Here is a 26,597-nt window from a genome sequence, read left to right on the forward strand (position 1 = left end):
CTCAAATTTTATTATTATTACAAAAATAAAAACGCTCATTTAAAAAATGAGCGTTTTCACTAATATTTACTACGATATTAATTAGATAACGACAACTTCTGATGCCGCAGGTCCGCGAGGGCTATCTTGAATAGCAAATTCCACTTGTTGACCTTCAGCTAGGGTTTTAAAACCTTCACCCGAAATTGCTGAAAAGTGAACAAATACGTCTTTGCTCCCATCGGTTGGTGTGATAAATCCAAAACCTTTACTCTCGTTAAACCATTTTACTTGGCCTGTTTTCTTATTCATTTACTAGATATCCTAACAATAATTAATATTTTGCCTTTAAGGCACGTATAGACTTTTACACAATATTCATTAATCAACAAATAAAACTAAAATAATGAGTCAAAAACTACATCATAATTGTTAAACGTTTTCATAAAAAAATAGTGCGTCATAAGTCTGTTACTATTACCGCATAATTTATATTCGAAAGCAAGAAATTAATGACAATTTTTTCATCTTAGGATGAAGTTTTATATAAAATTTTTATATGGAATGATCTATTTTGATAAATAGCAAATTATAAGTGATTTTTAAATTTAAATTTATTTCGAAAGTAAAGATTATTTAAGCTAATTAAGTGTTGTAAGAAATTTATTTAAATATTAGTTCTAACGATTACTTTTCTAATCCTTTGTATCATACAAGTGTGTCATTTATGATTTAAACGTTTACATTAGCTTTTAAAAAAGGTTGACAAGTTAAAAGAGAGTTTGATTAAACCAATTTAAAAAATAATTATTGATAGTTTAAATTAAATAAATAACATGTTTGCACTAAAAAAACTGCACTAAATCACTCGCATTAAGATTAGATAGTTACTGATAATTACGAAAATGACATCTTTGAATATCTGCCGGAAAATATATGTAAAAATTATTAATGAAGAAATTTCTGATTCCGAATAAAAAAGCCATATGTAAGTAACTATGGCTTCTATTTGATTAATGTAAATAAGAGTTATTGCTATTATTTATTTTTAGCTCTTTCAAAAGACTCAAGAATTTCTTTGCGAGCTGCATCGGCATTATCCCAACCGTCTACTTTCACCCATTTACCTTTTTCTAAAGCTTTGTATTGTTCGAAAAAGTGCTTAATTTGAGATTTAAGTAGTTCAGGAAGATCATCTACATCTTTAATATGATCATACTCTTTTGATAATTTAGTATGCGGTACGGCAACCAGTTTAGCATCTTGACCCGCTTCATCCGTCATTTTTAATACGCCAACAGGACGACAACGGATTACAGAACCAGGTTGTAATGGATATGGTGTAGGGACCAACACATCTACAGGATCGCCATCAAGCGATAAAGTATGATTAATATAACCATAATTACATGGATAAAACATTGCTGTTGCCATAAAACGGTCAACAAATACCGCACCAGTATCTTTATCTACTTCATATTTAATTGGATCTGCATTAGCTGGAATTTCAATTACTACATAAATATCGTCCGGTAACTCTTTACCTGCTGGTACGTTTAAAAGTCCCATTTTTATATCCTCTATCTTGGTTAAAAAATATTGTTTAATGATAAGAAATAAGCGCACATTATAAAGATTATTCTGTTTCACTCAATTCTTTTAAATATTGAAAAATCTGTTTGGCTGTTTTTGGTGGTTTATTGGATTGTTGCTCTTTTTTGGCTAAACGAGCAAACGTACGTAATTGTTGTCTATCAGCCGTTGGAAATAACGCCATAATTTTTTCTGCATCGCCTGTTTCGATCAGTTCATCACGTAGCTTTTCAAGTTTATGGAATAAAGCAACTTGCTGATTATGACGATTTTTAAGTTTATCTAACGCTTGAGTAATTGGTTCAATATCACGATTACGAAGCAATTTACCAATATATTGTATTTGTCTTCGATATCCCTCTTTTTTAATTTTCTGAGCTAGCTCAATAGCATAAAGTAAATCTTCATCAAGTGGGATTTTAGTCAGTTCGTTCTTACTTAAACTAACTAATTCAATGCCCATTTTCTTTAGCACTTCTGCATCACGTTTGATTTCACTTTTACTGACATAAATAATTTCTTCATCAATAGGGGTTTCAAAATCATTATCGATGAGTAAATCTTTTTGCTTATTCATATAGGATTTCTTATGTTAATAGTTAACTAAAATTCAATTCTGGCTTATTATAACGTATCATTAGCAGAATTGTAGAAAATAATAAAATGAGTATTGAACAGATTAAAAAAGATGCTATAAAGCAAAAAGAAAATTTATCCAATATTGTTGCTCAGGCCATTGAACAAGCTAAACAGAAAGTTGATTCAGTGGAAGTGTCAATAAATCAATCAACCGGTATTAGTGTAAGTACTCGATTAGGAGAACCAGAAAACGTTGAGTTTAATAGTGATGGCGCTTTAGCTATCACTGTTTTTCAAGATCAACGAAAAGGTAGTGCCTCAACAAATGACTTATCACCACAGGCTATTTCACAAACAATAGATAAAGCAATCAATATTATGCAATACACTTCACCCGATCCTTGTTCTGGATTAGGTGATGTTGATCAGATGGCTTTTAATCCACCTGACCTAGATCTATTTTACCCAAGTGATTTAAACGTTGATAATGCCATTGAGCAAGCTAAACAAGCAGAGCAAACAGCATTAACTTATCCGAAAATAAAAAGTAGTGATGGGGGATATTTTAGTAGCCGTTATGGCGTGTTTGTTTATGGAAATAGTTTAGGAATGCTACAAGGTTATTGTGCAAGTTCGCATTCACTATCATGTACTGCAATTGCGGAACAAGAAGGACAGATGGAACGTAATTATGCATATACCTCATCACGTGATATTAATGAATTAAAATCTTCTGCTTGGGTAGGGCGACAAGCTGCTGAGAAAACTATTGCCCATTTAGGGGCAAAACAAATCGCTACAATGCAAGTACCTGTACTATTCAGCGCTGACGTTTCCGTGGGGTTAATAAGACATTTAGTTGGAGCGATTAGTGGGGGGGCAATTTATCGTAAATCTTCATTTTTGCTTGATAGTATTGGTAAACAAGTATTTCCATCTTGGATGACAATTTTTGAAAATCCCCATATTTTGAAAGGTGTTGGTTCTTCACCTTTTGACAGTGAAGGAACCAAAACAGTTAAGCGTAATATTATTGAACAAGGTATTTTGCAAACCTATTTACTCAGTCATTATTCTGCTCGAAAACTGGGTTTAGTTTCAACAGGACATGCTGGTGGAATCCATAATTGGCTAGTCTCGCCAAGTCAACCGGATGCTAGTTTTGATGATATGTTGAAAAAATTAGATAAAGGTATTGTGGTTACTTCATTAATGGGACAGGGTGTTAATGGCGTGACTGGTGATTATTCTCGAGGTGCCAGTGGCTTTTGGGTCGAGAATGGTCAGATTCAATATCCAATTAATGAAATAACTATTGCCAGTAACCTAAAAGATATGTATAAAAATATTGTAGCAATAGGTAATGATGTTGAAACACGCAGTAATATTCATAGCGGTTCAATATTAATTGATAACATGAGTATAGCAGGAAAATAGGAAATAAAATGGGGAAGTTAGTCAGCAGTACGTTTTTCCAAAAGATTATATTATGGATGCCTGGACTGGCAAGTTTCTTAACTTATAAACGAGAATACTTCAGTTTTGATTTAAAAGCTGGATTATCGGTAGCGGCAGTTTCATTACCCGTTTCAATCGCTTATGCAGAGTTAACAGGCGTGGGCGCTATTGCTGGACTATATTCAACCATTTTACCTCTTATTGTGTATGCACTTTTTGGATCATCTAAGCAGCTTATAGTTGGACCCGATACTGCAACTTGTGCTGTGGTTGCCGCGGTTGTCTTTCCTTTAGCTGCTAATGACCCGATTTTACGCTGGCAATTAGTGGTTCTGCTGACCATCATGATTGGAGTTTGGTGCATTATTGCTGGAAAATTTCATTTAGGTGCATTAGCTGATCTGCTAAGTCAACCGATATTGATCGGTTTATTAAATGGTATTTCAATTACAATTATTGTTGATCAATTAGCTAAAACGTTAGGTTTCCGTTACGATTATTCCTATCTCATTGAACGTGTTGCTTATTTTCCACTTAAACTTTTACAAACGCATTTAGGAACAGCATTTGTTTCATTTATTGCTTTATTAATATTAATTGTATTGAAAAAATACAAACCACGTTATCCTGCTCCGCTCTTTGCAGTGATAATCATGACTTTTTTTTCATGGCTTTTTAATTTTCAATATTTTGGTATTCAAATCATAGGTAATGTCACTGGAGATTATATCCCAATTGAAGCTTGGGTTGATTTTGATAAAGGATTAATGCGAAATCTAGTTGTTCCTTCGCTAAATATTGCCATTATCTGCTTTGTAAGTATGATGATTACAGTAAGAAGTTTTGCCACTAAAAATAATTATGAAACCAATGCTGATGTAGAGTTTAAAGCATTAGGTATGGCAAATATTGCGGCTGGTCTATCACAAGGTTTTGTGGTAAGTGGTACTTCATCTCGTACAGCCGTAAATGATGCAAATGGTGGAAAAACGCAACTGGTATCAATCATTGCTGCGACATTAATAGGATTTGTCGTACTATTTTTGTTATCGCCATTACAATATATACCAACTTGTGTTTTAGGTGTAATATTGATTTACTCAACTCTTTCATTAGTGAATTTTCAAATCATAATTCGCTTTATCAAATTTGATCGAGATGCATTTTATTTAAGTTTATCAACATTCATTGCGGTTTTGCTTATTGGAATTATTCCGGGTATGGCTTTAGCTGTTTTATTGGGGTTGTTCTTATTTTTACGTCGTGTTTTTAGACCTAATGATCAATTATTAGGTATCGATGATACAGGGAGAATTCACTCATTAGGACAAGATGTAAAACCAATAAGTAATACGATCATCTATCGATTTAATTCGCCTCTAACTTATTTTAATATTGCTTATTTTAAACGTAGAATTATCAGTTTTATTGATGAAGCAGAAGAACCAATTAATTATGTTATCGTTGATGCGATTCCCTGTTTTACTTATAAAGATGTAAGTGTCTTATCTGGAATTAGTGAGTTAGTTAATTCTTTAAAAGTTCGCAATGCCGTGCTCATATTATCTGGAAGACGAAAAACAATCAAAAATTGGTTTAAACAGATGAACATTAAACCAGATTATGACTATATTGAATTTACCTATGATCTTTATTTCGCTGTTAAATTAGTGCAAAGTAGAGGACATATGGAAAATAAAGATAACGAAGATAATGATGATTAACTAATTACCTTTATTTTGTTCAATGAATGTTTTAAAAGGCAAATAAACATGATGAATCAGAGCAAAAGTCAAATATTGATCGAAATGATTAGTACGGGTGATGAAGTTTTATATGGTCAAATTCTTGACACCAATGGTGCATGGTTATCTGAATTTCTATTTCAGGAAGGTATACCCATAATTACTAGACATACTGTTGGCGATAATTTAAACCAACTCATAAAAACATTTCAAACACATAGTCTGGTCAATGATATTATTATTGTTAATGGTGGACTCGGGCCTACTCGAGATGATTTAACCGCACGAGCAGCTGCTTTAGCTAATCATGAAATATTGGAATTAAATCAAGAATGGTTAAATCAAATTGAACGTTATTTTGCAAATCGAGGCAAGATTATGCCATCAAGCAATATAAAACAAGCCATGTTGCCTAAAAGTTCAAAAATTATTAATAATCCTGTAGGAACTGCTTGTGGGTTTCAGATGAAAATCAATGATTGTTTGCTTTTTTTTACTCCAGGAGTGCCTGCTGAATTCAAAGAAATGATTCAAACCTCGATTTTACCAGAAATTAAACGTTACTATCCTCGAATTGAAAGACAACTTTGTTATCAATTGACTACTATGGGGCGTTCTGAAAGTGAACTAGCCACTGAAATAGAAACAAAACTTATGACATCAGATGATATTAATATTGGTTATCGTGCTGCAATGCCATATGTTGAATTGAAATTATCTGGGCCAGAGAAAAAAAAGGATGAGCTTGATAAATTATGGCGAGAAATCAAAATTATTGTCAGCGATAATTTGCTTTTTGAAGGTCGGTTTGCTCAGCAAAGTGGTTTTGGTCTAGCAAGAGTGGTTTCGGAACTGTTGCATGAAAAGAATTTAACTGTTGCCGTTATTGAACAGCAATCCGCAGGCGTTATTGGTCACCTATTATTTGAATCAGATGCCCCCATCATAAAATCTGAAGTTTCTCCATTACTCATTGATGACCTTAAAAGCATCTTTTTACAAATTTTGACTAAAAATAGAGCAGACATAACCTTAGGGATTGTAAATTTTAAGGAAAAAAATAGTCAGTTTACGCTAATAATTGCTACAGCTAATCAAATATTACCCATAAATTTAAAATACACTGGTCGAAAACAAACAAGAAAAATTGAACAACAAACCCTTGCTGCAATTGCTTTAGATGCCTTGCGTCGTTATCTTTTAAATAAAACATTAATTGGACCAAATACCTGGTTAGAGATAATCGATTGATCTTTAATAGAGATACACATGCGTTTCAACTTGATTTCTTTGGTTTTGGCTATCTTAATAATAGTAAGACATTATTATAGACAATTCACCTCAAAATTAAGTAGAATAGCGGATCTTCCAAATTACGCAAACTAGTAAATACATTAGAGGTAAAAATGGCTCGAGTAACTGTTCAAGATGCAGTAGAAAAAATTGGTAATCGCTTTGATCTCGTTTTAGTTGCCGCAAGACGCGCTCGACAATTACAAGTCGAAAATAAGTCGCCACTAATTCCAGAAGAAAACGACAAAGAAACCGTCGTTGCTTTACGTGAAATTGAAGATGGTCTAGTTAATAAACAGATTCTTGATACTGCTGATTTTCAAGCTCGTCAAGAAGAAGAGGCAGAAGTGCGTTCAACACTTCATGAATCGATCCTTCTCGAAAATACGCCGTCATACGAATAAGCGCTACTGGAATTGCCTATGCAATATTTTGATAGCTTAAAAGAGGTTGTAGCATCTTATCTTCCACCTAAACAAGTTGAAATAATACAAGATGCCTATCTTTTTGCTAAAAAAGCACATGAAGGGCAATTTCGATCAAGTGGTGAACCTTATATTACCCATCCTGTTGCTGTCGCCTCAATTTTGGCGGATATGCGACTTGATTATGAAACCATTATTGCTGCGCTATTGCATGACACTATCGAAGATACTCCGGTAACATTTCAAGATATTACTAATCATTTTGGTAAACATGTAGCTGTTTTAGTGGAAGGTGTATCTAAACTTGATAAGTTAAAATTTCGTAATCGGCAAGAAGCGCAAGCTGAAAATTTTCGGAAAATGGTGCTCGCCATGACCGAAGATGTGCGAGTGATTTTAATTAAACTCGCTGATCGCACACACAATATGCGAACCCTCGCAGCATTAAGACCTGAAAAACGACGTCGAATCGCCAAAGAAACACTAGAAATCTATGCACCTCTCGCTCATCGTTTAGGTATCCACCACATTAAAACTGAACTCGAAATTTTAGGTTTTACGGCAATGCATCCTAATCGAGCTAAAGTGATTGAAAATGTGATTAGAGCTGCTCGAGGTACTCGAAAAGAGTTAATTCAACAGATTTTGTCTGAGATTCGTAATCGTTTATTAGAGGCAAATATTGATGCTGAAGTCGAAGGGTTAGAAAAAAATATTTACGTGATTTATCAAAAAATGCAAATGCGTGAGCAGCATTTTCATTCTATCATGGATATTTATATTTTTCGGATTGTTGTTAAAGATGTTGATGCCTGCTATCGTGCACTTGGTCTTGTACATAATCTTTATAAACCACGTCTTAATCGCTTCAAAGACTATATTGCAATCCCCAAAGCTAATGGTTATCAGTCATTACACTCTTCGTTAATTGGGCCTCATGGTACGCCTGTTGAAGTTCAGATACGTACTGAAGATATGGATCAAATGGCCGAAATGGGAGTGGCTGCACACTGGGTTTACAATGCTAATGATGAATTGAACAATACAACGGCACAAATTAAAGCCCAGCGTTGGATGCAGAGCTTATTAGAGTTGCAACAAAGTGTGGGCAACTCATTTGAATTCATCGAAAATGTGAAATCTGACCTGTTTCCAAAAGAAATTTATGTTTTTACGCCTAAAGGCAGGATAGTTCAATTACCAGAAGGATCAACTGCGGTTGACCTTGCCTATGCAGTCCATTCGGACATTGGCTATCAATGTATTGGTGCGATTGTCGATCGTAAACCTTATCCTCTTTCTCAGCCACTTAGCAATGGTCAGACTGTCGAAATCATAACCTCTCCTGAAGGGCGTCCAAATGCAAATTGGCTTAATTTTGTCGTGAGTGCTAAAGCAAGATCACGTATTAGGCAAGCCCTTAAATTGTTAAAACGTGATGATGCGATTGAATTAGGTCGTCGATTGTTAAATCTTTCATTAATTAAAACTGGTGGTATCAGTTCACTGACCACTAAACAAATCGCTAAGATTGTTGAAATAACACAATTGCCTTCTTTTGATGATGTATTAGCCGAGATAGGTCTTGGTAATATAATGAGTCATTTTATTGTCAAAGGTTTAGAACACAAAGAATTGTTTCAAAATAACAGTGACACAAATAAAACATTAGTGATAACAGGCAGTGAAGGAGTATTAGTCACATTTTCTAAATGTTGTCACCCAATTCCCGATGATCCGATTGTCGGCCAAGTCAGCCCAGAAAAAGGATTAATTGTTCATCACGAATCATGTCGAAATGTAACTGGTTACCAAAATAATCCTGAAAAATATATCTTATTAAAATGGGCTACCGATATCACTCAGCAATTTGTTGCAGAAATATGGGTCGATATTTCAAACAACCAAGGTGCACTTGGGCATATCCTTTCAATCATTAATGATGAAAAAGCACATTTGCAATGGCTGAATACTGAAGAGAAAGATCGACAAATTTATACTGTCATTTTGCAAGTTGAAGTGAAAAATCGTCAGCAACTTAATGAGTTAATGCGTAAAATTTCACTACAGCAAGATGTTGTTAGTGTCACTCGTAACATTAATAAGCGATGATGACAAGTCGATTCCTAAGTCAGGTTCCGATAATAAAATTAAGCGGAATTGGCAGTAACCTCGAAAAAAAATTTAATACGCTAGGTATCTATACTGTTCAAGATCTTTTATTACACTTTCCTTTACGTTACGAAGATCGCTCTTCTTCTTGTCCTATTGGCGAGGTTTCTATTGGTAAACACACCACTATTGAAGGAAGAATCATCAAGTGTGAAGTGGTGGTTAGACGTCGACAAATGCTAATTTGTCATATTCAAGATGATACAGGCATAGCAATACTAAGATTTATGCATTTCAATGCAGGTATTAAAGCAAGCTTAGCGATTGGTAGTTGGGTTAGTGCTTATGGTGAAATAAAAAAGGGAAAAATGTATCCCGAAATTATTCATCCTCAATATAAATTGTTTACAAATCCAGAAAGCAAATCGAATAAACTAGGTGATGAACAAGAAAAATATACCCCAATATATCCAACCACCTATGGGTTAACTCAAAATGTCATTCGTAAATTAATGGCTTCTGCATTATTACTACTAAAACGTAATCCTCCCAAAGAAATTCTGCCTGAGCCATTAGTAAATCATTTTTTACCAGCATTGGAATCATTAAATATCATTCACAATCCTCCAATTGGTACCAATATCACTCAATTATCTACAGGTGAACATCCTGCTATCAAACGGTTTATTTTTGAAGAGTTACTTGCTTATCATCTGAGTATGCTTATGTTAAAAGTTGATAACCAAAAACAGCAAGCGCGTATTTTTCGCCCAACTCAACAATTTTTAGCGCCTTTTTTAGCCTCGTTACCCTTTAAACCCACTAACGCACAACAACGTGTTGTACATGATATCTATCTCGATATGGCAAAACCTGTCCCGATGATGCGATTAATTCAAGGGGATGTTGGATCTGGAAAAACGTTGGTCGCGGCTTTAGCGGCATTAAATGCGATTGAAAATGGCGCTCAGGTTGTCTTAATGGCACCAACCGAGATATTAGCTGAGCAACACTATAATAACTTTAAACAATGGTTTGATCCTTTGGGTATTACTGTTGATTGGTTATCAGGGCGTTTGACTGCTAAAAATAAAAGATTGCGTTACGAACAAGTAAAAAGTGGAGATATTAGATTGTTAATTGGCACACATGCCGTATTTGTTGATAAAGTTGAATTTGCTTCTTTAGGACTGGTGATTATCGATGAACAGCATCGCTTTGGTGTGAATCAAAGATTGAGTTTGTGGGAAAAGGGGATCAAAGATAACGACTATCCTCATCAGCTAATTATGACAGCCACTCCGATTCCACGAACATTAGCCATGACGGTATATGCTGATTTAGATGTGTCTATCATTGATGAGTTACCACCGGGTCGCACACCTGTCACAACTGTCGTTATTCCAAATTCTCGGCGTGATGAAATTATTGAACGTGTTAATCAAGCTTGCTTGGAAAATCGTCAAGTTTATTGGGTTTGTACATTAGTTGAAGAGTCGGAAACATTAGATGCTCAAGCTGCTGAAATACTGGTTGAAGAGCTAAGAGAAAAAATGTCACATTTAACGATTGGGCTGGTTCATGGCAAAATGAAGTCGGACGAAAAACAATCGGTAATGCAGAATTTTAAAGATGGTATCATCCAATTGCTAGTCGCAACGACGGTAATTGAAGTAGGTGTCGATGTGCCAAATGCAAGCTTGATGATTATTGAAAATGCGGAAAGATTAGGATTGGCGCAATTGCACCAATTACGTGGTCGTGTAGGACGAGGAACGGCTGTATCTCATTGTGTATTAATGTATCAAGCACCATTAAGCAAAGTTGCACAAGCAAGAATGAAAGTCATGCGTGACAGTAATGATGGTTTTGTGATTGCGCAAAAAGATTTAGAAATACGAGGTAGTGGGGAGATTTTGGGCACGCGTCAAATGGGGATAGCTAACTTTAAAGTTGTTGATTTAATCCGTGATCAGCATTTGATAAGTCAAGTTCAAAAAGCCTCTTATTTTTTACAGCAACAGCATCGCGAAAGTGTTGAAGAGTTGATAAATTGCTGGCTTCCGGATAGACAAAAATATATCAATGCCTAGTATTTTCATTTTCTTATTAGTTTATTCGTAAAAACAGATAAATAATTTCAGCGAATTGATTCCACGTTTATTCTTTGCAGAGGATATAAAAAGTGGACATTGAATCCTATTCGCTGCCCACTAAAATTATTGATTTTAATTTCGAAACAAATTATAAAAAAGAACGATAAGGTAATTCAGGCTCATCGGTAAAGATGTCTCTAAATCCACGATAATGCTGATAATGCATTTTCTTTTTATCTGTTGGATACGTGTATTTACCGCCAACTTGCCAGAAGAATGGCGTAAATTGATATTCCAAACGATCTTTTTTCATTTGCCAAAGTACTTCAATTTCACGAGGATCACTTTGGAAATTCGCCCAAATATCATGATGAAAAGGGATCACAACTTGTGTTTTCAGCGATTCCGCAGCACGCAAAATATCTGAAGACGTCATTTTATCGGTCACGCCACGCGGATTTTCACCATAAGAAAGTAACGCAACATCGATTTTGTAATCATTACCATGTTTGGCATAATAGTTAGAGTAATGAGAATCACCTGAGTGATAGAGCGAGCCACCTGAGGTTTCAAACAGATAGTTAACGGCTCTGTCATCCATGCCATCTAAAATTGCTTTATCAGTTGAGGATACCCCTTTTGGTAGTGTCACTAACGATGTTCTGTCAAACGAGTCAAGTACTCGAATGGTAATATCGCCGACTTTAATGGTTTCGCCTACTTTGGCAACAATGCAACGATCTTCAGGTACACCCCAACTTTTCCATAATTCGACACAAGCTTTAGGGCCAATAAATTTCACTTTTGGTGAACAGTTTTGAATGACCGCAGCCGCCACATTGACATCAATATGATCGGCATGATCATGGGTTGCCATTACCGCATCAATCTCTTTAATAGCAAAAGGATCTAATACAAAAGGACTGGTTCTTAAATTTGGTTGTAATTCGCGTACTCCCCCCATACGCATCATTTGATGCTGTTTGTTCATCAAGGGATTCGCGTGTGTTTTTTTACCGGTTCCACACCAAAAATCGACTGAGATATTGGTATTACCGGCTGATTTTAACCAAATGCCAGTACAAGCAAGCCACCACATGGTAAACGTATTGGGTTTAACCTCTGTTGCTTCAATCTCTTCATTTAGCCAAGTACCCCATTCAGGAAAGGTATTTAATATCCACGATTCTCGGGTAATTTCGTTCACTTTACTCATACTTTGTTCCTTTTACATTTCAATAATTAAACTAAAATAACTTCAACGCCTTGCTCCTTAATGCTTTCAATGACTTCCTTGTTTGCTTGTTTACCGGTAATTAAAATATCGATTTTATTCACAGGACAAAAAAGCATGCCAGAGTTGGCTTTGGTTTCAATTTTTGAACTATCGACAACCACAACTAATTTTTCAATTTTTTCAAGTATCTGTTGTTCAGCCACGGCACCTAATATTTCATTTTTATATAGCCCATTAGGTGTTAACGTCTTGCCACTGGTGAACATCCACTTGCCAGCATAAGAATCAGTAATGTTCGCAATAGGGTTAAGAATAATATTTTGTGTTTTGTTATATAACCCTCCCATAATGATGACATTTTCATGATCATGTTCAATCAAGTAACAAGCTAATGGAAAATAGTTAGTAATGATTGAAACGTTTTTACCACAGAGTTCTCGACCCAATAAAAATGCTGTTGAACCACAGTTAATAACTACATTTTCATCAGTTCCACACAACTTTGCTGCACGAATCGCAATACGAGCCTTTTCATGATAATGATCGGTATTATTGTTACCGATTGGTGCCCATATAGGTTTTTTCTCTTCAATTCGCATAATGCCGTTACGCACTTTTTTTACTCTTCCTTCCTGATCAAGCTTAGTGATATCACGACGAGCTGTAGCGGGTGAGATAGAAAAATATGAAACTAACTCAGTCACTTTTATCATTCCTTTGTCGTTAACCATTGCCACTATTTCGTTATGTCGCGATATTTCGTTCATTATTACCTCTTTATTGAATTGATATGATTAATTATGATTAAAAATGATAATAATTTTCATTAATAATTTTGTCAAATATTTATAATCAATAGTAACTCATTGTTGATTCAATATATTGATAATAATAATTATATTTTTAAATTTTACCGCTGTTTTTTCCCAAAAATGTGATGATAATCACAGATGTTGGTGTGATAGGTTTAGAAAAGTGATCTTTATCAAAATAATCATAAATAATCATTGAATGGTTAATTATGATTGTAGAATATAACAAGTGTTATTTGAGTAGTAATGCGAAATAACAAGGAGTTAAGAAGTTTTAGTTATCTATTTACAAAATAAAAATTTAAGAAAATTCAAAAACGAAGTTAGTTCTCCACAGTCAAGCGTTAGATATTTAAAGATGTCGATAAACCAATGAGAGGAACATATGGAAGTAATCTACAACATATTTTATATTTTTTATAGCCAAGTTATGACAAAAGCGCCTTTGTTGCTTGGCTTAGTGACAATGTTAGGTTATTGCCTTTTACGTAAAGACATAACAACCGTTTTAAAAGGCACCATTAAAACCATTGTTGGTTTTATGTTATTACAAGTCGGTTCAGGAGTGTTAGTTTCAACCTTTAAACCCGTCATTGCAAAACTATCAGAATATCATGGTATTAAAGGATCGATTATTGATACGTATGCCTCGATGGTGGCCGTCGAAAAGGGTATGGGCGATCAATATTCTTGGGTTGGCTATGCAGTACTATTGGCACTTGCTATCAACATTGCACTTGTGCTGTTTCGCCGTTTAACTGGTATCAGAACGATCATGCTGACAGGTCATATTATGTTTCAGCAAGTCGGTCTCATTGCACTATTTTACTTTTTATTTGGTTATGGCATGTGGGAAACCATTATCTATTCCGCCATTATTACTGCACTCTATTGGGGGATATTCTCAAATATGATGTTTAAACCAACCGAAGCGGTAACAGGTGGGGCTGGTTTTTCCATTGGTCATCAACAGCAACTCGGTTCATGGATAGCGGTAAAATTAGCGCCAAAACTGGGTGATAAAAAGGATTCGGTTGATAATCTTAAATTACCTAAATGGTTACATATTTTCCATGATAGTATCGCTGCCACAACCATTGTCATGACATTCTTTTTTGGCATCATCCTTCTTTCATTTGGTTTAGATAATCTTCAAACAATGGCTGGTTCAACCCATTGGACAATCTATATTTTCGAAACAGGGCTTAAATTTGCCGTTGCGATACAAGTTATTGTGGGCGGTGTACGAATGTTTGTTGCTGAATTATCCGAAGCATTTAAAGGCATTTCTGAAAAATTGATTCCCAATGCTGTGCTTGCTATTGATTGTGCAGCCATTTATGCATTTTCACCCAATGCCATGGTTTTTGGTTTTATTTGGGGGGCATTAGGGCAATTCTTAGCGATCGCATTATTGCTTATCTTCAAATCCCCAATAATGATTATTCCAGGATTTATTCCTATGTTCTTCTCAAATGCGACAATCGGCGTATTTGCCAACCATTTTGGTGGTTGGAAAGCGGTAATGAAAATCTGTTTTGCGATGGGGATAATCGAAGTCCTAGGCTCTGCTTGGGTGATCAATATTTTTGCGCAAAATGGTACGCCTATTGACTCATGGATGGGTATGGCGGATTGGTCAATTTTATTCCCACCAATCTTACAAGGATTATCATTCTCCCATTTGTTTATCTATTTAATCATTGCGTTAGCATTGGTGTATATGTTCTTTGCCGCTAAAACACTACGAGCAGAAGAAGCACAACAAAAAAATCAACCTATCGAAAACGATATACATCAGGATGTAAATGAAGCAGTAGTTGAAAAAATGGATGAAGTTGCAATAAGTGAAGGCCAACCAATTCGTATTTTGGCGGTATGCGGTAGTGGTCAAGGGTCATCAATGATGATGAAAATGAAAATTGCTAATTTTCTGGATAAGAAGGGGATCCCCAATATCATGGATTCTTGTGCGGTTACCGACTACAAATCCCGTTTACCGAATGTTGATATTATCGTGGCATCGAAGCATCTGATACATGAAATTGAAGTGAATGAAGGTCAACACGCACTCGGTGTACAAAATATGCTTAATCCACACACGTTTGGCGATGAGCTTATCGAACTTATCAATCAAGTTAATACGAATAAATAGAATATGAAAAAGGAGCGCAATATGGCTTTCAAAGAATCTTTAATCGAAAATAATTCAATTTTACTCAAAGCAAAAGCAGCAAATTGGGAAGATGCAGTCAAGCTTGGTACCGATATGTTAGTAGCATCAAAAGCAATTGAACCATCTTATCACGATGCCATTATCCGTTGTGTAAAATCCATGGGACCTTACATTATCATTGCGCCTAATCTCGCTATGCCGCATGCCAGACCTGAAGATGGTGTTAATCGTACCGCTTTTGCCTTGGTAACCTTACAAAATCCTGTCTATTTTGATGGAGAAGATGAACCGGTTGACGTGCTTGTCACCTTAGCTGGGAGTACGTCTGATCAACATATGGAAGGATTAATGGAAGTCACACAAATTTTAGATGATGAAAATAGCGAAACAGGTGTTGATCTCGATAAATTAAGACGTTGTAACAGTAAAGAAGATGTCTATGCAGTCATTGATCGGGCTTTAAATGGAGGCTAGTTTATGTATCAAGCTTTAAAAGAAAGGGTTTTACACGCTAATTTACTGTTACCTAAATATAATCTGGTTACTTTTACTTGGGGCAACGTATCAGAAATTGATCGCACAAAAGGCGTTATTGCCATAAAGCCTTCAGGTGTTGAGTACGGTGCGATGACTGTAGATGACATTGTTGTGCTTTCATTAACAGGGGAAATTGTAGAAGGCAAACTCAATCCGTCCAGTGATACAGCCACACATCTTGAACTCTATAAAGCATTTGAAAATATTGGTGGCATTGTCCATACCCACTCGCGGTATGCCACTATCTGGGCTCAAGCAGAATTAGACATCCCAGCCTTAGGTACAACGCATGCCGATTACTTTTATGGTGATGTACCTTGTACTCGTCGGTTAACCGATAGTGAAATTGCGACCGATTATGAGAAAAATACAGGACTTGTCATTATTGAGGAGTTCAAGCGTCGAGGCGTGGATCCAAAAGCCATGCCTGGCGCTGTGATTTCTGGACATGCTCCATTTTGTTGGGGAAAAAATGCTATCGATGCCGTACATAATGCTGTGGTACTGGAAGAAGTCGCTATGATGGCAATTGCAACTCGTCAGCTCAATCAAACCATTAAAATACAACAAACCTTATCTGATAAGCACTATTTTCGCAAACATGGCGCAAACGCTTATTACGGTCAAAAATAAAATGAACAAGGAAATAAAAATGACAGCACCTAAATTACAAATCGCCTTAGATCAAACTGAATTAAAACCAGCATTAGATGTTGCTAAAAATGTGTCAGGATTTGTCGACATTATTGAAGTCGGCACTATTCTTGCATTTGGGGCAGGCATGGAAAGTGTAAAAACATTACGACAACTTTATCCCGATCATATTTTAGTCTGTGATTTAAAAACTACCGATGGCGGAGCAATATTAGCAAAAATGGCTTTTTCTGCTGGCGCTAATTGGTTAACCGTATCGGCAGCTGCGCACATAGCCACGGTTGAAGCATGTAAGAAAGTCGCCGATGAGTTTAAAGGCGAAATCCAAATCGAATTGTATGGGCATTGGACATTAGAAGATGCAAAAGCTTGGTGTAAATTGGGGATAAAACAGGCAATTTATCACCGTTCTCGAGATGCGGAATTAGCTGGCGTAGGTTGGGGTAAGGAGGATTTGGTTAAAATGCGTCAGCTTTCAGATTTAGGACTAGAGCTTTCAATCACAGGGGGAATTGTACCGGAAGATATCCACTTGTTTGCTGGCATTAAAACCAAAGCCTTCATTGCTGGTCGAGCTCTTGCCAATGAAAATGGTAAAAAAACGGCTCAAGCATTAAGAGAGCAAATAGCAAAATATTGGTAAGTGATAGATTGCAGTCGTTACGGCGACTGCATTTTTAAAATAATAAAGATATGAGCAGGTTTTAACTATGTCAACATTTGCAATCGATCCCACTCTACAGACCAATCATATTGGTATTTATGAAAAGGCATTGCCTAATGAACTTTCATGGCAACAAAAATTGCAGGAAGCAAAATCATTAGGATTTAATTTTATTGAGATATCAATAGATGAATCAGATGAGCGTCGAGCAAGGCTCGATTGGTCTGATGACGAAATCTATGCACTAAAACGATTATGTGAGCAAAATCAGATACCACTACATTCAATGTGTTTAAGTGCACATCGTAAATATCCGTTTGGCTCAGCAGATGAAACAGTCCGCAACCAAGCTAAAGACATCATGAATAAAGCACTTCGTTTGGCTTATAAGCTTGGAATACGAGTGATTCAGTTAGCAGGGTATGATGTCTATTATGAACCAGCCAATAACAAGACTCACCAACGTTTCATTGAAGGTATGCAATGGTCAGCTAAACAAGCGGAAAAAGTTGGGATAATGTTGGCAGTTGAAATTATGGATACTAATTACCTAAATTCACTCAGTAAATTTGAAATTTTAAAACGGGAAGTGAATTCCCCTTACTTCATGGCTTATCCTGATGTTGGAAATATCACGGGTTGGAACTACGATACATGTACTGAATTATTGTTAAGTCGTGATCATATCGTCCAAATTCATCTGAAAGACACCTTAAAAGTGAAAAAGAATTATTCAGGACAATTTAGAGATCTTGTCATTGGTGAAGGTGAGGTTGATTTTCTTTCCATACTTAAAACACTTAAAATGATGAACTATTCAGCACCGTTAGTTATTGAGATGTGGGCAAAAGATGACAAATGGAAAGAAAATATTATCACAGCTCAAAACAGATTAAAGGCAATTGGCGAACAGGCAGGATTTCCTATATTTAATTCAATATAAAATCAAACATGATTTGATTGTAAATCAACGCTTCATCTTATTGAAAAAGATGAAGCATTCAATGCATTAAGCTTTTTTGACAAAACAGGCTTTAAGCATAATTTTCATGCCATCGATTTTACAATCAATTTCATGATCACCGTCGACTAAACGAATCCCTTTCGCTTTTGCCCCTTTTTTTAGCACAGTCGATGAACCTTTTAATTTAAGGTCTTTAATCAATAATACATCATCGCCATCCGCTAATAAATTACCGTTGCTGTCTTTCACTTCACGTTGAGATGATTCAGTCGTTGCTTGATTAGGATCCCACTCATGAGCACACATTGAGCAGACAATTAAATTACCGTCGGGATAAGTATATTCTGATCCACAGGTAGGGCAGTGATTTGTTGATTCCATCTTGTTTCCTGTCGTATTAAAAAGTTTAATTATAGCATAATTATTATCAAATTCCCTGACTTTAGATTTTGCCTTGTTCTTTGGTAAACCTATTATTAGCGCTTTGCACGATTAGGGCTATCGTGTAATATAGTCGTTATCATAAAAATCTAGAATATTGTGAATATTATATGAAATCATTAATAAAATTACTTTCGATGTTTTTGCTCATTCTATCTATTGTGGGGTGCGGTCTAAAAGGGCCTTTATATCATCCTACAGAAGCATCCAATAATCAAACAGACCAAACAACTATGAATAGTTTGAATCAAGAACAAATAATAAATAAAGTTGCTTAAGTTAGGAAAGAAACAATGAATTTTTTGCATTATCAAAATGGTCATTTATTGGCTGATCAAATTGCTATTGATGATTTAGCCAAACAATATGGTACCCCTTTATATGTCTATTCTGCTGACTATATCACTCAGCAGTTTTTAGCTTACAAGCATGCACTTACTCATCGTAAACACTTAATTTGTTATGCGGTCAAAGCGAATAGTAACTTAGCGGTATTACAGTTGTTAGTTAAGTTAGGTTCAGGGTTTGATATTGTTTCACAAGGTGAGCTAGAACGAGTACTCAAAGCGGGTGCAGATCCCAAAAAAGTTGTCTTTTCGGGCGTGGCGAAATCCATTGTCGAAATTGAACGAGCCTTACAAGTAGGTATAAAATGCTTCAATGTTGAATCAGAAGCAGAATTATATCGAATCAATGATATTGCAAAACGTCTTGGTAAAGTCGCTGCTATATCTTTAAGAATTAATCCCGATGTTGATGCAAAAACGCATCCGTATATTTCAACCGGTTTACGAGAAAACAAATTTGGTATTAGTTACCAATTAGCGATTGAGGTGTACCGTCAAGCAAAAGCATTATCCAATATTAACATTGTTGGTATTGATTGTCATATCGGCTCGCAACTCACCGAGTTATCGCCGTTTTTGGATGCCGCTGAACGTATACTTTTATTAGTCGATAAATTAAAATCAGAAAATATTCAGATACAACATATTGATCTAGGTGGCGGGTTAGGCGTTTGTTATGATGATGAGCAACCACCAACGGCATCGCTACTGGTGACTGAATTATTGAAAAAATTAGCGCATTATCCAGATCTCGAAGTAATATTTGAACCGGGGCGTTCAATAGTGGCTAATGCAGGTTTACTCATTACGAAAGTGGAATACACTAAACATCAAGATGATAACCATTTTGCAATAGTCGATGCGGGGATGAATGATTTAATTCGTCCAGCGCTTTATGAAGCTTGGATGCGTATATTACCCGAAAAAGAGCAACAAGCGGAAGATAAAACCTTTATATACAACGTTGTTGGGCCGATTTGTGAATCAAGTGATGTACTTGCTTATCAACGTGAGCTATCTGTCAAACAAGATGATTTAGTCGTGATATGTAGCGCAGGTGCTTATGGGTTTAGCATGGCTTCAAATTACAACAGCCATCCTCGCCCAGCAGAAGTGATGCTGATTGATCAACAACAGCATAAGTTGATTCGTCAACGCGAAACGTTTGACGACTTATGGCGTGGAGAACACGTGTTTTAGCTATCCATTAATGTATAGGTTATAACTGGTTAAACAAAAATGATGAATCTTAATAAGTTGTTTATGACGTTTTTAAAATAAAACGAATCAATAAACAGTTATTAAAGATATAGTAATCTTTGATGATAAAAGGTAGATGATGATGAACTTTTCAAAAATGCATGGACTGGGAAATGACTTTATGGTTATTGATGCGGTAACGCAAAATGTTCATCTATCTCCGGATTTAATTAAGCGTCTGGCTAATAGATATACCGGTATTGGGTTTGATCAGTTACTGATTGTTGAACCGCCTTATTCACCTGATAGCGATTTTCACTATCGTATTTTTAATTCGGACGGGACAGAAGTTCAACAATGTGGTAATGGCGCGCGCTGTTTTGCGCGTTTTGTTCGTTTGAAAGGCCTGACCAAAAAACGTGTGTTAAAAGTCAGTACCATGAAAGGGAACATTGTTTTAACCGTTAACGATGATGAAACCGTTCGAGTGAACATGGGGGTACCTATTTTTGAGCCAAATAAGGTGCCTTTTAAAGCGATTAAAGAAGAAAAAACCTATATTATCAGAGCACAAGAACAAACCATTTTATGTGGAGTTGCCTCAATGGGTAATCCACATTGTGTAATACAAGTCGATAATATCTTAACTGCTCAAGTGAGTACGCTGGGGCCACTATTAGAGCAACACGAACGTTTTCCTGAACGGGCAAATATTGGATTTATGCATATCATCGATCGTAACAACATCAATTTGCGCGTATTCGAACGTGGAGTCGGTGAAACCCAAGCATGTGGGACTGGTGCGTGTGCAGCGGTCGCGGTAGGAATTAATCAAGGCTTGTTAAATCCGACTGTAAATGTCAATTTACCGGGGGGCAAATTGCTGATTGAGTGGAAAGGCGAAAATCAACCACTTTATATGACGGGGCCAGCAACACATGTTTATGATGGTTTTATCTCTTTTTAAATCTAACTTATAAAAAAATTTAATTGATTTATTTTCTAAGACAAATCAAGTTTAATAATAAAATAGAACAAATTGGTTAACTTTAATTTCTAAAAACAAATAAATAGACATTAATTATGGTTGTTAAAAAAAGGCAGAATTCAAAAGCTAAAGCTATTAACCAACGATTTCAGCAGGTTAAATTAAATGATGAAGCAGTTAGCCAATTTCTAATTCAAAATCCGAATTTTTTTATTCGCAATGCTAGTCAAGTAGAGAGTATGCAAGTACCTCATCCAGTCCGTGGTGCAGTTTCCCTAACGGAGTGGCATATGGCAAGACAACGTAATAAAATAAAACAGCTTGAATCTGAAATTACGCTGTTAATGGAACATGCTACGGCAAATGAGCAGCTGTTTAGTCAATTATTAAATCTTCAGATTCAATTGATTCAAGCATCTGACCCTAATGAATTAGTGCAATTACTTAGTTTATGGGCAAAATCGTTGGGATTAAATGGAGCATATCTTTATCTCTTTGACGATAAATGGTTATTAAGTGCACCATCAAATTATCATCATTTAGCGTTAAATGCTTCCCAATTCGATTTTATTCGTGTCCGGCATTTGCAATATAGCTATCAATATTTAGGTACTTTAAATGCAACTGAATTAGATTTCTTAATACCTGAACGTAACAATGTCGGTTCGGTTGCTTTATCATTGTTAGGGAAATTTGGCGACTTAGGCATATTAATATTTACTAGTGCTAATCCACATCATTATCAATCTGGACAAGGGACACTTTTATTAGAAAAAATAAGTGAAGTATTGCCAATATTGATTGAAAGGTGGATTATGCGAAGAAGATAAGGACAACTAATGAATAATCCTAATCAAGAGCATATTGCATTATTAACTAAGCCAGTTGAACAATTTTTAAATTACTTAAAATCCGAAAGACAACTCAGTTTAAACACGCAAATCAATTATCGACGTCAACTCTATGCCATTATTGAATTAGCAAAAACAGCAGAAATATTCAATTGGCAAGATCTCGATTCGTCAGCGGTTCGTTTATTAATCGGCAGAAGTAAACAAGCAGGTTTACAAGCAAGAAGCTTGTCATTAAGGTTATCGGCATTACGAAGTTTTTGTGATTGGATGGTTAAAAATGGGTTAATGAAGGCTAATCCTGCTCGTGGCGTGTTAAATCCCAAAGTAGGGCAACATCTTCCCAAAAATATCGATATTGATGAAATTAATCAATTGCTTAATATTGAGTATAATGATCCTTTATCTGTCCGTGATCGAGCAATGCTTGAAGTTATGTACGGTTCAGGTCTTCGTCTTTCTGAATTAGTCAATATTAATTGCCGAGAATTGAACTTAATCGATGGTGAAATACGTGTGATAGGGAAAGGTAATAAAGAACGAAAACTACCACTTGGCAGAGAATCGATTAAATGGATTAAACATTGGTTATCAATGAGAGATTTTTTAGAGCCTCAAGATGATGCTTTATTTATATCAAAATTGGGGCGTCGAATTTCACCAAGAAATGTTGAAAAAAGATTCGCAGAGTGGGGAATCAAGCAGGGATTAAGTTCGCATATTCATCCGCATAAATTGCGTCACTCTTTTGCGACCCATATGTTAGAATCCAGTCGAGATTTGCGTGCGGTGCAAGAGTTACTCGGACATGCCGATTTGTCAACCACTCAAGTTTATACTCACCTTGATTTTTCACATTTATCAGATGTTTATGATTCTGCACATCCAAGAGCAAAAAGAGGAAGAAAGTAATGCGTTTTTACCGATCAATTAACCGCATTCAAGCGATGACATTTGATCTTGATGATACGTTATATGACAACAGCATGATTGTTGAAAGAGCTGAAGATGAAATCATCAAAACACTAAGACAACATGAACAGCTAAAAAATATCACCTTGTCAGATCTTCATACTGAAAAACAACAGGTATTAGCTCTAAATCCCGAAATCTATCACGATGTGGTTATTTGGCGAATCGAAACGATTAAATCTCTACTCCTTAAAATGGGGGTATCCACATTTAACATTGATGATATCGTTCAGCAATCTATGGCGTGCTTTAACTTTTGGCGTCATAAAATGCAAATCTCTGAATCAACGCATCAATTATTGGCAACACTTGCCAGTAAAATACCCTTAGCGGTGATCACCAATGGCAATGTGGATATTCATAAAATAGGATTAAGTGATTACTTTCAATTTTCACTGCGGGGTGGGGCGGATGGTCGTTCTAAACCTTTTCCTGAGATATTCAATTTGGCCGTTAACAAGTTAGCCGTACCAGCAAAGCACGTTTTACATATCGGTGATAATCTATTAACAGATGTTAACGGCGCAGTAAATAATGGTTTATTAGCTTGTTGGATTAATATTTATGGGCAAGATATTTATCATCTTGGTGATGCCAGATGTTTGCCGCATATTGAAATCAATCATTTATCAGAACTGGATAATCTGCTATAATTTATTTTAAATATGTATAAATAGACAGTAAGCTACACGATCATCATCAATTGCTTTAAAATTACGCCTATCTTTACATCCTTTTTGATGACAACCTAAGCACGACAGATTAACTGAAAAGAATTGATTGATATTAGGTTTAAATTCAAAACCTATCAAGAATTGCTATGATTACTACAGGTTTTAACATAATGGAAAAAAAACAATCATTATTAGACGACCTTAATACCGAACAGAAAGATGCGGTGACCACCGATAATCAATACACCATTGTGCTTGCCGGTGCTGGTAGTGGAAAAACACGGGTACTCGTTCATCGTATTGCATGGCTTTGTATTGAAAAACATTATTCGCCTCATTCCATTTTTGCCGTTACATTCACCAATAAAGCTGCGGCTGAAATGCAAGAGCGTATACAACATCTCATTGGTGAAGGTTATTTTAATGGTATGTGGGTTGGAACATTTCATGGATTAACCCACCGTTTATTACGCATGTTCTCTCAGCAAGCTAAATTACCATCCAATTTTCAATTGATCGATACTGAAGATCAGATCCGCCTTATTAAACGGATTTTTCGTGAATTAAAAATTGATGAAAAACAGTGGTCAGCAAAAGAGTGTGCAAGTTTTATTTCTAATCAAAAAGAGAAAGGCTTACGCGCTAAAGATCTGATACCTGAAGATCCTAAGCAGATAATGTGGCAGACCATCTATAATGACTATCAAGCAATTTGTGACAGAGTTGGCTATGTTGATTTTTCGGAGCTTATTTTACGTGCTTATGAATTATTGTGCAGTGACAAAGATGTATTAAGTTACTGTCAACATCGTTTTTCAAATATTTTAATTGATGAATTCCAAGATACGAATCATATTCAATATTGTTTAGTAAAAAAATTAGCCGGTACAACAGCTAATGTCATGATTGTTGGCGATGATGACCAATCAATTTATAGTTGGCGTGGTGCGAATGCTGATAATTTACAACTCTTTATTAATGATTTTCCAGAAACCGAAATTATTCGATTAGAGCAAAATTATCGTTCAACCAGTACGATTTTAGATGCCGCTAATAAACTTATTGCTAAAAATCAGAATCGATTAGGTAAGAATTTGTGGACAGATCGCAGTGAAGGCGAAAAGATTTCTCTCTATGTCGGTTTCAATGATATTGATGAAGCCAGATTTGTTATTGGGCAGATAAAAAAACACCATGATGCTGGTGAAAAATATTCCAGTTGTGCCATTTTATACCGCAATAACGTGCAGTCTCGACTTTTTGAAGACACACTATTACAAGCAGGTTTACCTTACCAGATTTATGGGTCGATTCGGTTTTATGAACGGCAAGAAGTCAAGTTAGCACTTGCTTATTTACGGCTTCTACATGATCACGATAACGATATGGCATTTGAAGCAACGGTGAATACACCAACGCGGGGTATCGGTAATGTGACCCTTGATAAAATCAGATTAACAGCCAAACAAAATAATATTTCATTATGGAATGCGTGCTTGATGTTAATTCAAATGAATGGATTAACTGAACGGCAGCGATCTGGGGTAAGCCGTTTTCTTGAACTTATGGGATCAATTTATGATGAAGTCGCACAAATACCGTTTTATCAACAACTTGATTTCCTAATCAAATCGTCAGGAATCCAACAAATGTATGAGCAAGAGCCAGGCATTAAAGGACAATCTCGACTTGAAAATCTTGAAGAGTTAGTGTCGGCAGCTGAACAGTTTTATCGTAATAATGAAAATACCGTGATTGAAGATAGTGAAACCGGTCAGACCTTAACCGTGCTTGAATCATTTTTAGCTTATACATCGTTAGAAAGCCGAGATGTGTTAAAAGAACAAGATTCTGTTCAATTGATGACATTACATGCCGCAAAAGGACTTGAATTTGATAATGTCTTTATTGTGGGGCTTGAGGAAGGGCTGTTTCCAGCACAGCGTTCAGCACTAGACATTGACAGAATGGAAGAAGAAAGGCGTCTCGCTTATGTCGGTATTACACGAGCACGCAAGCATTTAACCTTATCGTTATGTGAATTAAGACGCCTTTATGGTCGTGAAGAACGTAACTTACCTTCTCGTTTTTTAGCTGAATTGCCAATCGAAAGATTAAATGAAATCAGTTATCGTGGATTCTTTGCACCACCAGAAGGTCAATCAGCTCAAATCCGTCAAGAAAAGCAGTTTCAACAGAATCGTAGACAATCTTATCTGGATAAAAGTCGCGAAAGTGATGGATATACCTTAGGTAGAAAAGTTAAACATCATCGTTTTGGTGAAGGTACAATAATCAATCTTGATGGTGAAGGTGATCACCGACGTGTTCAAATCGCTTTTGTTAACGAAGGAATCAAATGGCTTGTCATTAAGTTAGCTAATTTAACCTTGCTTTAATTGGATGTTTGCGATTACCGCTAATTGCTATGAATAGAAGGGATCCATATTATCAATATCGATCCTTTTTAGCTGTATTAAATGAGTTTTAATTTGATTGTTCTGCTACCGAGTCGGAAAAAACAGTTTTAAAATTTTGGTTAGTACGGCTACATATCCATTGATCATCAATATAATCAAAATGATATCCTTGTTTAGAGGTTGCTAACCAGACTTGATATAACGGTTCTTGTGTATTTACTATGATTTTACTACTGTTTGGAAAGCTAATAGTAATCACATTTCCATTTGTTTCATAATCGATATCAATGTCATGCTCTTCTGAATAATCATCCAGGTAAATTTCAATATTATTAAATAATTGTTCGGTTAATGTTCGAAATTGTGTAATGTTCATTTAG

At 35.8% G+C, this 26,597-nt stretch carries 25 protein-coding genes; 18 read left to right on the forward strand and 7 right to left on the reverse strand.

All coding sequences use genetic code 11. The features are described from left to right. Nucleotides 1-81 precede the first annotated feature (81 nt). From GYM75_RS03535 to yjgA, 3 genes are all read right to left on the reverse strand, one after another. On the reverse strand, nucleotides 82-291 hold the full coding sequence (locus tag GYM75_RS03535; protein WP_065559242.1) for a cold shock domain-containing protein: 210 nt from the start codon (nucleotides 289-291) through the stop codon (nucleotides 82-84). A 726-nt stretch (nucleotides 292-1,017) separates the two neighbouring features. Further along, complete coding sequence (gene ppa / locus GYM75_RS03540) at nucleotides 1,018-1,548, reverse strand: inorganic diphosphatase (protein WP_220216791.1); 531 nt, start codon at nucleotides 1,546-1,548, stop codon at nucleotides 1,018-1,020. Nucleotides 1,549-1,615: 67 nt separating this feature from the next. Next, nucleotides 1,616-2,149: a ribosome biogenesis factor YjgA gene (yjgA, locus tag GYM75_RS03545; protein WP_220216792.1), complete on the reverse strand. Its 534-nt coding sequence runs from the start codon at nucleotides 2,147-2,149 to the stop codon at nucleotides 1,616-1,618. Nucleotides 2,150-2,235: 86 nt separating this feature from the next. Here yjgA and pmbA point away from each other — a divergent pair, with 86 nt between their 5' ends. From pmbA to recG, 6 genes are all read left to right on the forward strand, one after another. Then, nucleotides 2,236-3,588, forward strand: coding sequence for a metalloprotease PmbA (gene pmbA / locus GYM75_RS03550; protein WP_220216793.1), 1,353 nt, complete (start codon nucleotides 2,236-2,238; stop codon nucleotides 3,586-3,588). 8 nt (nucleotides 3,589-3,596) lie between these two features. Further along, a complete protein-coding gene (locus GYM75_RS03555) occupies nucleotides 3,597-5,333 on the forward strand; it encodes a SulP family inorganic anion transporter (protein ID WP_220216794.1) in 1,737 nt (578 codons plus the stop codon). Between the two features lie 48 nt (nucleotides 5,334-5,381). Continuing rightward, nucleotides 5,382-6,605 (forward strand): CinA family nicotinamide mononucleotide deamidase-related protein, encoded by a 1,224-nt coding sequence (locus tag GYM75_RS03560; RefSeq protein ID WP_220216795.1) that lies wholly within the window; start codon nucleotides 5,382-5,384, stop codon nucleotides 6,603-6,605. 155 nt (nucleotides 6,606-6,760) lie between these two features. Next, nucleotides 6,761-7,051: a DNA-directed RNA polymerase subunit omega gene (gene rpoZ / locus GYM75_RS03565; protein WP_220216796.1), complete on the forward strand. Its 291-nt coding sequence runs from the start codon at nucleotides 6,761-6,763 to the stop codon at nucleotides 7,049-7,051. 18 nt (nucleotides 7,052-7,069) lie between these two features. Beyond that, nucleotides 7,070-9,184: a bifunctional GTP diphosphokinase/guanosine-3',5'-bis pyrophosphate 3'-pyrophosphohydrolase gene (spoT, locus tag GYM75_RS03570; protein ID WP_220216797.1), complete on the forward strand. Its 2,115-nt coding sequence runs from the start codon at nucleotides 7,070-7,072 to the stop codon at nucleotides 9,182-9,184. Then, the gene (gene recG, locus GYM75_RS03575) at nucleotides 9,184-11,277 is read left to right on the forward strand and encodes an ATP-dependent DNA helicase RecG (RefSeq protein ID WP_220216798.1); all 2,094 of its coding nucleotides are present in this window, start codon (nucleotides 9,184-9,186) and stop codon (nucleotides 11,275-11,277) included. Before spoT ends, recG begins: the two co-directional genes overlap by 1 nt. Before the next feature lie 151 nt (nucleotides 11,278-11,428). Here recG and ulaG read toward each other — a convergent pair whose 3' ends face one another. Beyond that, on the reverse strand, nucleotides 11,429-12,496 hold the full coding sequence (gene ulaG / locus GYM75_RS03580; protein WP_065559249.1) for an L-ascorbate 6-phosphate lactonase: 1,068 nt from the start codon (nucleotides 12,494-12,496) through the stop codon (nucleotides 11,429-11,431). A gap of 26 nt (nucleotides 12,497-12,522) precedes the next feature. After that, the gene (ulaR, locus tag GYM75_RS03585; RefSeq protein ID WP_220216799.1) at nucleotides 12,523-13,284 is read right to left on the reverse strand and encodes an HTH-type transcriptional regulator UlaR; all 762 of its coding nucleotides are present in this window, start codon (nucleotides 13,282-13,284) and stop codon (nucleotides 12,523-12,525) included. A 430-nt stretch (nucleotides 13,285-13,714) separates the two neighbouring features. Between ulaR and GYM75_RS03590 the strand changes: the two genes are divergently transcribed. The 5 genes from GYM75_RS03590 to GYM75_RS03610 all read left to right on the forward strand — a co-directional run bounded on the left by GYM75_RS03590 (nucleotide 13,715) and on the right by GYM75_RS03610 (nucleotide 18,303). Continuing rightward, nucleotides 13,715-15,484, forward strand: coding sequence for a PTS ascorbate-specific subunit IIBC (locus tag GYM75_RS03590; protein ID WP_220216800.1), 1,770 nt, complete (start codon nucleotides 13,715-13,717; stop codon nucleotides 15,482-15,484). 21 nt (nucleotides 15,485-15,505) lie between these two features. Next, nucleotides 15,506-15,979: a PTS sugar transporter subunit IIA gene (locus GYM75_RS03595; RefSeq protein ID WP_220216801.1), complete on the forward strand. Its 474-nt coding sequence runs from the start codon at nucleotides 15,506-15,508 to the stop codon at nucleotides 15,977-15,979. Between the two features lie 3 nt (nucleotides 15,980-15,982). Continuing rightward, entirely contained in the window at nucleotides 15,983-16,675 is a 693-nt protein-coding gene (locus GYM75_RS03600; RefSeq protein ID WP_220216802.1) for an L-ribulose-5-phosphate 4-epimerase, read from the forward strand. A 19-nt stretch (nucleotides 16,676-16,694) separates the two neighbouring features. Beyond that, nucleotides 16,695-17,339 (forward strand): 3-keto-L-gulonate-6-phosphate decarboxylase UlaD, encoded by a 645-nt coding sequence (locus GYM75_RS03605; RefSeq protein WP_220216803.1) that lies wholly within the window; start codon nucleotides 16,695-16,697, stop codon nucleotides 17,337-17,339. A gap of 67 nt (nucleotides 17,340-17,406) precedes the next feature. Next, nucleotides 17,407-18,303, forward strand: a complete 897-nt coding sequence (locus GYM75_RS03610) for an L-ribulose-5-phosphate 3-epimerase (RefSeq protein WP_220216804.1) — start codon at nucleotides 17,407-17,409, stop codon at nucleotides 18,301-18,303. A 66-nt stretch (nucleotides 18,304-18,369) separates the two neighbouring features. Here GYM75_RS03610 and GYM75_RS03615 read toward each other — a convergent pair whose 3' ends face one another. After that, entirely contained in the window at nucleotides 18,370-18,705 is a 336-nt protein-coding gene (locus GYM75_RS03615) for a zinc ribbon domain-containing protein YjdM (RefSeq protein WP_220216805.1), read from the reverse strand. Nucleotides 18,706-18,875: 170 nt separating this feature from the next. On the opposite strand from GYM75_RS03615, the gene GYM75_RS12355 reads away from it, so the two are divergent. The 7 genes from GYM75_RS12355 to uvrD all read left to right on the forward strand — a co-directional run bounded on the left by GYM75_RS12355 (nucleotide 18,876) and on the right by uvrD (nucleotide 26,196). Next, on the forward strand, nucleotides 18,876-19,043 hold the full coding sequence (locus tag GYM75_RS12355) for a lipoprotein (RefSeq protein ID WP_220216806.1): 168 nt from the start codon (nucleotides 18,876-18,878) through the stop codon (nucleotides 19,041-19,043). A gap of 15 nt (nucleotides 19,044-19,058) precedes the next feature. Then, nucleotides 19,059-20,312, forward strand: coding sequence for a diaminopimelate decarboxylase (gene lysA / locus GYM75_RS03625; RefSeq protein WP_220216807.1), 1,254 nt, complete (start codon nucleotides 19,059-19,061; stop codon nucleotides 20,310-20,312). Between the two features lie 142 nt (nucleotides 20,313-20,454). Continuing rightward, the gene (dapF, locus tag GYM75_RS03630; RefSeq protein ID WP_220216808.1) at nucleotides 20,455-21,279 is read left to right on the forward strand and encodes a diaminopimelate epimerase; all 825 of its coding nucleotides are present in this window, start codon (nucleotides 20,455-20,457) and stop codon (nucleotides 21,277-21,279) included. A gap of 116 nt (nucleotides 21,280-21,395) precedes the next feature. Further along, the gene (locus GYM75_RS03635; RefSeq protein WP_220216809.1) at nucleotides 21,396-22,130 is read left to right on the forward strand and encodes a DUF484 family protein; all 735 of its coding nucleotides are present in this window, start codon (nucleotides 21,396-21,398) and stop codon (nucleotides 22,128-22,130) included. Between the two features lie 9 nt (nucleotides 22,131-22,139). Beyond that, on the forward strand, nucleotides 22,140-23,063 hold the full coding sequence (gene xerC, locus GYM75_RS03640) for a tyrosine recombinase XerC (RefSeq protein ID WP_220216810.1): 924 nt from the start codon (nucleotides 22,140-22,142) through the stop codon (nucleotides 23,061-23,063). Further along, nucleotides 23,063-23,776: a 5-amino-6-(5-phospho-D-ribitylamino)uracil phosphatase YigB gene (gene yigB, locus GYM75_RS03645; protein WP_220216811.1), complete on the forward strand. Its 714-nt coding sequence runs from the start codon at nucleotides 23,063-23,065 to the stop codon at nucleotides 23,774-23,776. Before xerC ends, yigB begins: the two co-directional genes overlap by 1 nt. 191 nt (nucleotides 23,777-23,967) lie before the next feature. Beyond that, on the forward strand, nucleotides 23,968-26,196 hold the full coding sequence (uvrD, locus tag GYM75_RS03650) for a DNA helicase II (protein WP_220216812.1): 2,229 nt from the start codon (nucleotides 23,968-23,970) through the stop codon (nucleotides 26,194-26,196). 88 nt (nucleotides 26,197-26,284) lie between these two features. On the opposite strand, the gene cyaY is transcribed toward uvrD, so the two are convergent. Beyond that, complete coding sequence (gene cyaY, locus GYM75_RS03655; protein ID WP_220216813.1) at nucleotides 26,285-26,593, reverse strand: iron donor protein CyaY; 309 nt, start codon at nucleotides 26,591-26,593, stop codon at nucleotides 26,285-26,287. Nucleotides 26,594-26,597: the final 4 nt, after the last annotated feature.

This window comes from Gilliamella sp. ESL0441 (genome assembly GCF_019469185.1).
Lineage (GTDB): Bacteria > Pseudomonadota > Gammaproteobacteria > Enterobacterales > Orbaceae > Gilliamella.

Excerpts from the sequence above, each read along its gene's own strand:
- spoT (WP_220216797.1), top strand. The coding sequence starts at position 7,070 with ATGCAATATTTTGATAGCTTAAAAGAGGTTGTAGCATCTTATCTTCCA.
- GYM75_RS03600 (WP_220216802.1), top strand. The coding sequence starts at position 15,983 with ATGTATCAAGCTTTAAAAGAAAGGGTTTTACACGCTAATTTACTGTTA.
- ulaR (WP_220216799.1), bottom strand. The coding sequence starts at position 13,284 with ATGAACGAAATATCGCGACATAACGAAATAGTGGCAATGGTTAACGAC.
- cyaY (WP_220216813.1), bottom strand. The coding sequence starts at position 26,593 with ATGAACATTACACAATTTCGAACATTAACCGAACAATTATTTAATAAT.
- GYM75_RS03555 (WP_220216794.1), top strand. The coding sequence starts at position 3,597 with ATGGGGAAGTTAGTCAGCAGTACGTTTTTCCAAAAGATTATATTATGG.
- GYM75_RS03595 (WP_220216801.1), top strand. The coding sequence starts at position 15,506 with ATGGCTTTCAAAGAATCTTTAATCGAAAATAATTCAATTTTACTCAAA.
- recG (WP_220216798.1), top strand. The coding sequence starts at position 9,184 with ATGACAAGTCGATTCCTAAGTCAGGTTCCGATAATAAAATTAAGCGGA.
- ulaG (WP_065559249.1), bottom strand. The coding sequence starts at position 12,496 with ATGAGTAAAGTGAACGAAATTACCCGAGAATCGTGGATATTAAATACC.
- GYM75_RS03615 (WP_220216805.1), bottom strand. The coding sequence starts at position 18,705 with ATGGAATCAACAAATCACTGCCCTACCTGTGGATCAGAATATACTTAT.
- xerC (WP_220216810.1), top strand. The coding sequence starts at position 22,140 with ATGAATAATCCTAATCAAGAGCATATTGCATTATTAACTAAGCCAGTT.
- uvrD (WP_220216812.1), top strand. The coding sequence starts at position 23,968 with ATGGAAAAAAAACAATCATTATTAGACGACCTTAATACCGAACAGAAA.
- lysA (WP_220216807.1), top strand. The coding sequence starts at position 19,059 with ATGAATTTTTTGCATTATCAAAATGGTCATTTATTGGCTGATCAAATT.
- yjgA (WP_220216792.1), bottom strand. The coding sequence starts at position 2,149 with ATGAATAAGCAAAAAGATTTACTCATCGATAATGATTTTGAAACCCCT.
- yigB (WP_220216811.1), top strand. The coding sequence starts at position 23,063 with ATGCGTTTTTACCGATCAATTAACCGCATTCAAGCGATGACATTTGAT.
- GYM75_RS12355 (WP_220216806.1), top strand. The coding sequence starts at position 18,876 with ATGAAATCATTAATAAAATTACTTTCGATGTTTTTGCTCATTCTATCT.
- GYM75_RS03590 (WP_220216800.1), top strand. The coding sequence starts at position 13,715 with ATGGAAGTAATCTACAACATATTTTATATTTTTTATAGCCAAGTTATG.
- rpoZ (WP_220216796.1), top strand. The coding sequence starts at position 6,761 with ATGGCTCGAGTAACTGTTCAAGATGCAGTAGAAAAAATTGGTAATCGC.
- pmbA (WP_220216793.1), top strand. The coding sequence starts at position 2,236 with ATGAGTATTGAACAGATTAAAAAAGATGCTATAAAGCAAAAAGAAAAT.
- GYM75_RS03605 (WP_220216803.1), top strand. The coding sequence starts at position 16,695 with ATGACAGCACCTAAATTACAAATCGCCTTAGATCAAACTGAATTAAAA.
- GYM75_RS03535 (WP_065559242.1), bottom strand. The coding sequence starts at position 291 with ATGAATAAGAAAACAGGCCAAGTAAAATGGTTTAACGAGAGTAAAGGT.
- GYM75_RS03560 (WP_220216795.1), top strand. The coding sequence starts at position 5,382 with ATGATGAATCAGAGCAAAAGTCAAATATTGATCGAAATGATTAGTACG.
- GYM75_RS03635 (WP_220216809.1), top strand. The coding sequence starts at position 21,396 with ATGGTTGTTAAAAAAAGGCAGAATTCAAAAGCTAAAGCTATTAACCAA.
- ppa (WP_220216791.1), bottom strand. The coding sequence starts at position 1,548 with ATGGGACTTTTAAACGTACCAGCAGGTAAAGAGTTACCGGACGATATT.
- dapF (WP_220216808.1), top strand. The coding sequence starts at position 20,455 with ATGAACTTTTCAAAAATGCATGGACTGGGAAATGACTTTATGGTTATT.
- GYM75_RS03610 (WP_220216804.1), top strand. The coding sequence starts at position 17,407 with ATGTCAACATTTGCAATCGATCCCACTCTACAGACCAATCATATTGGT.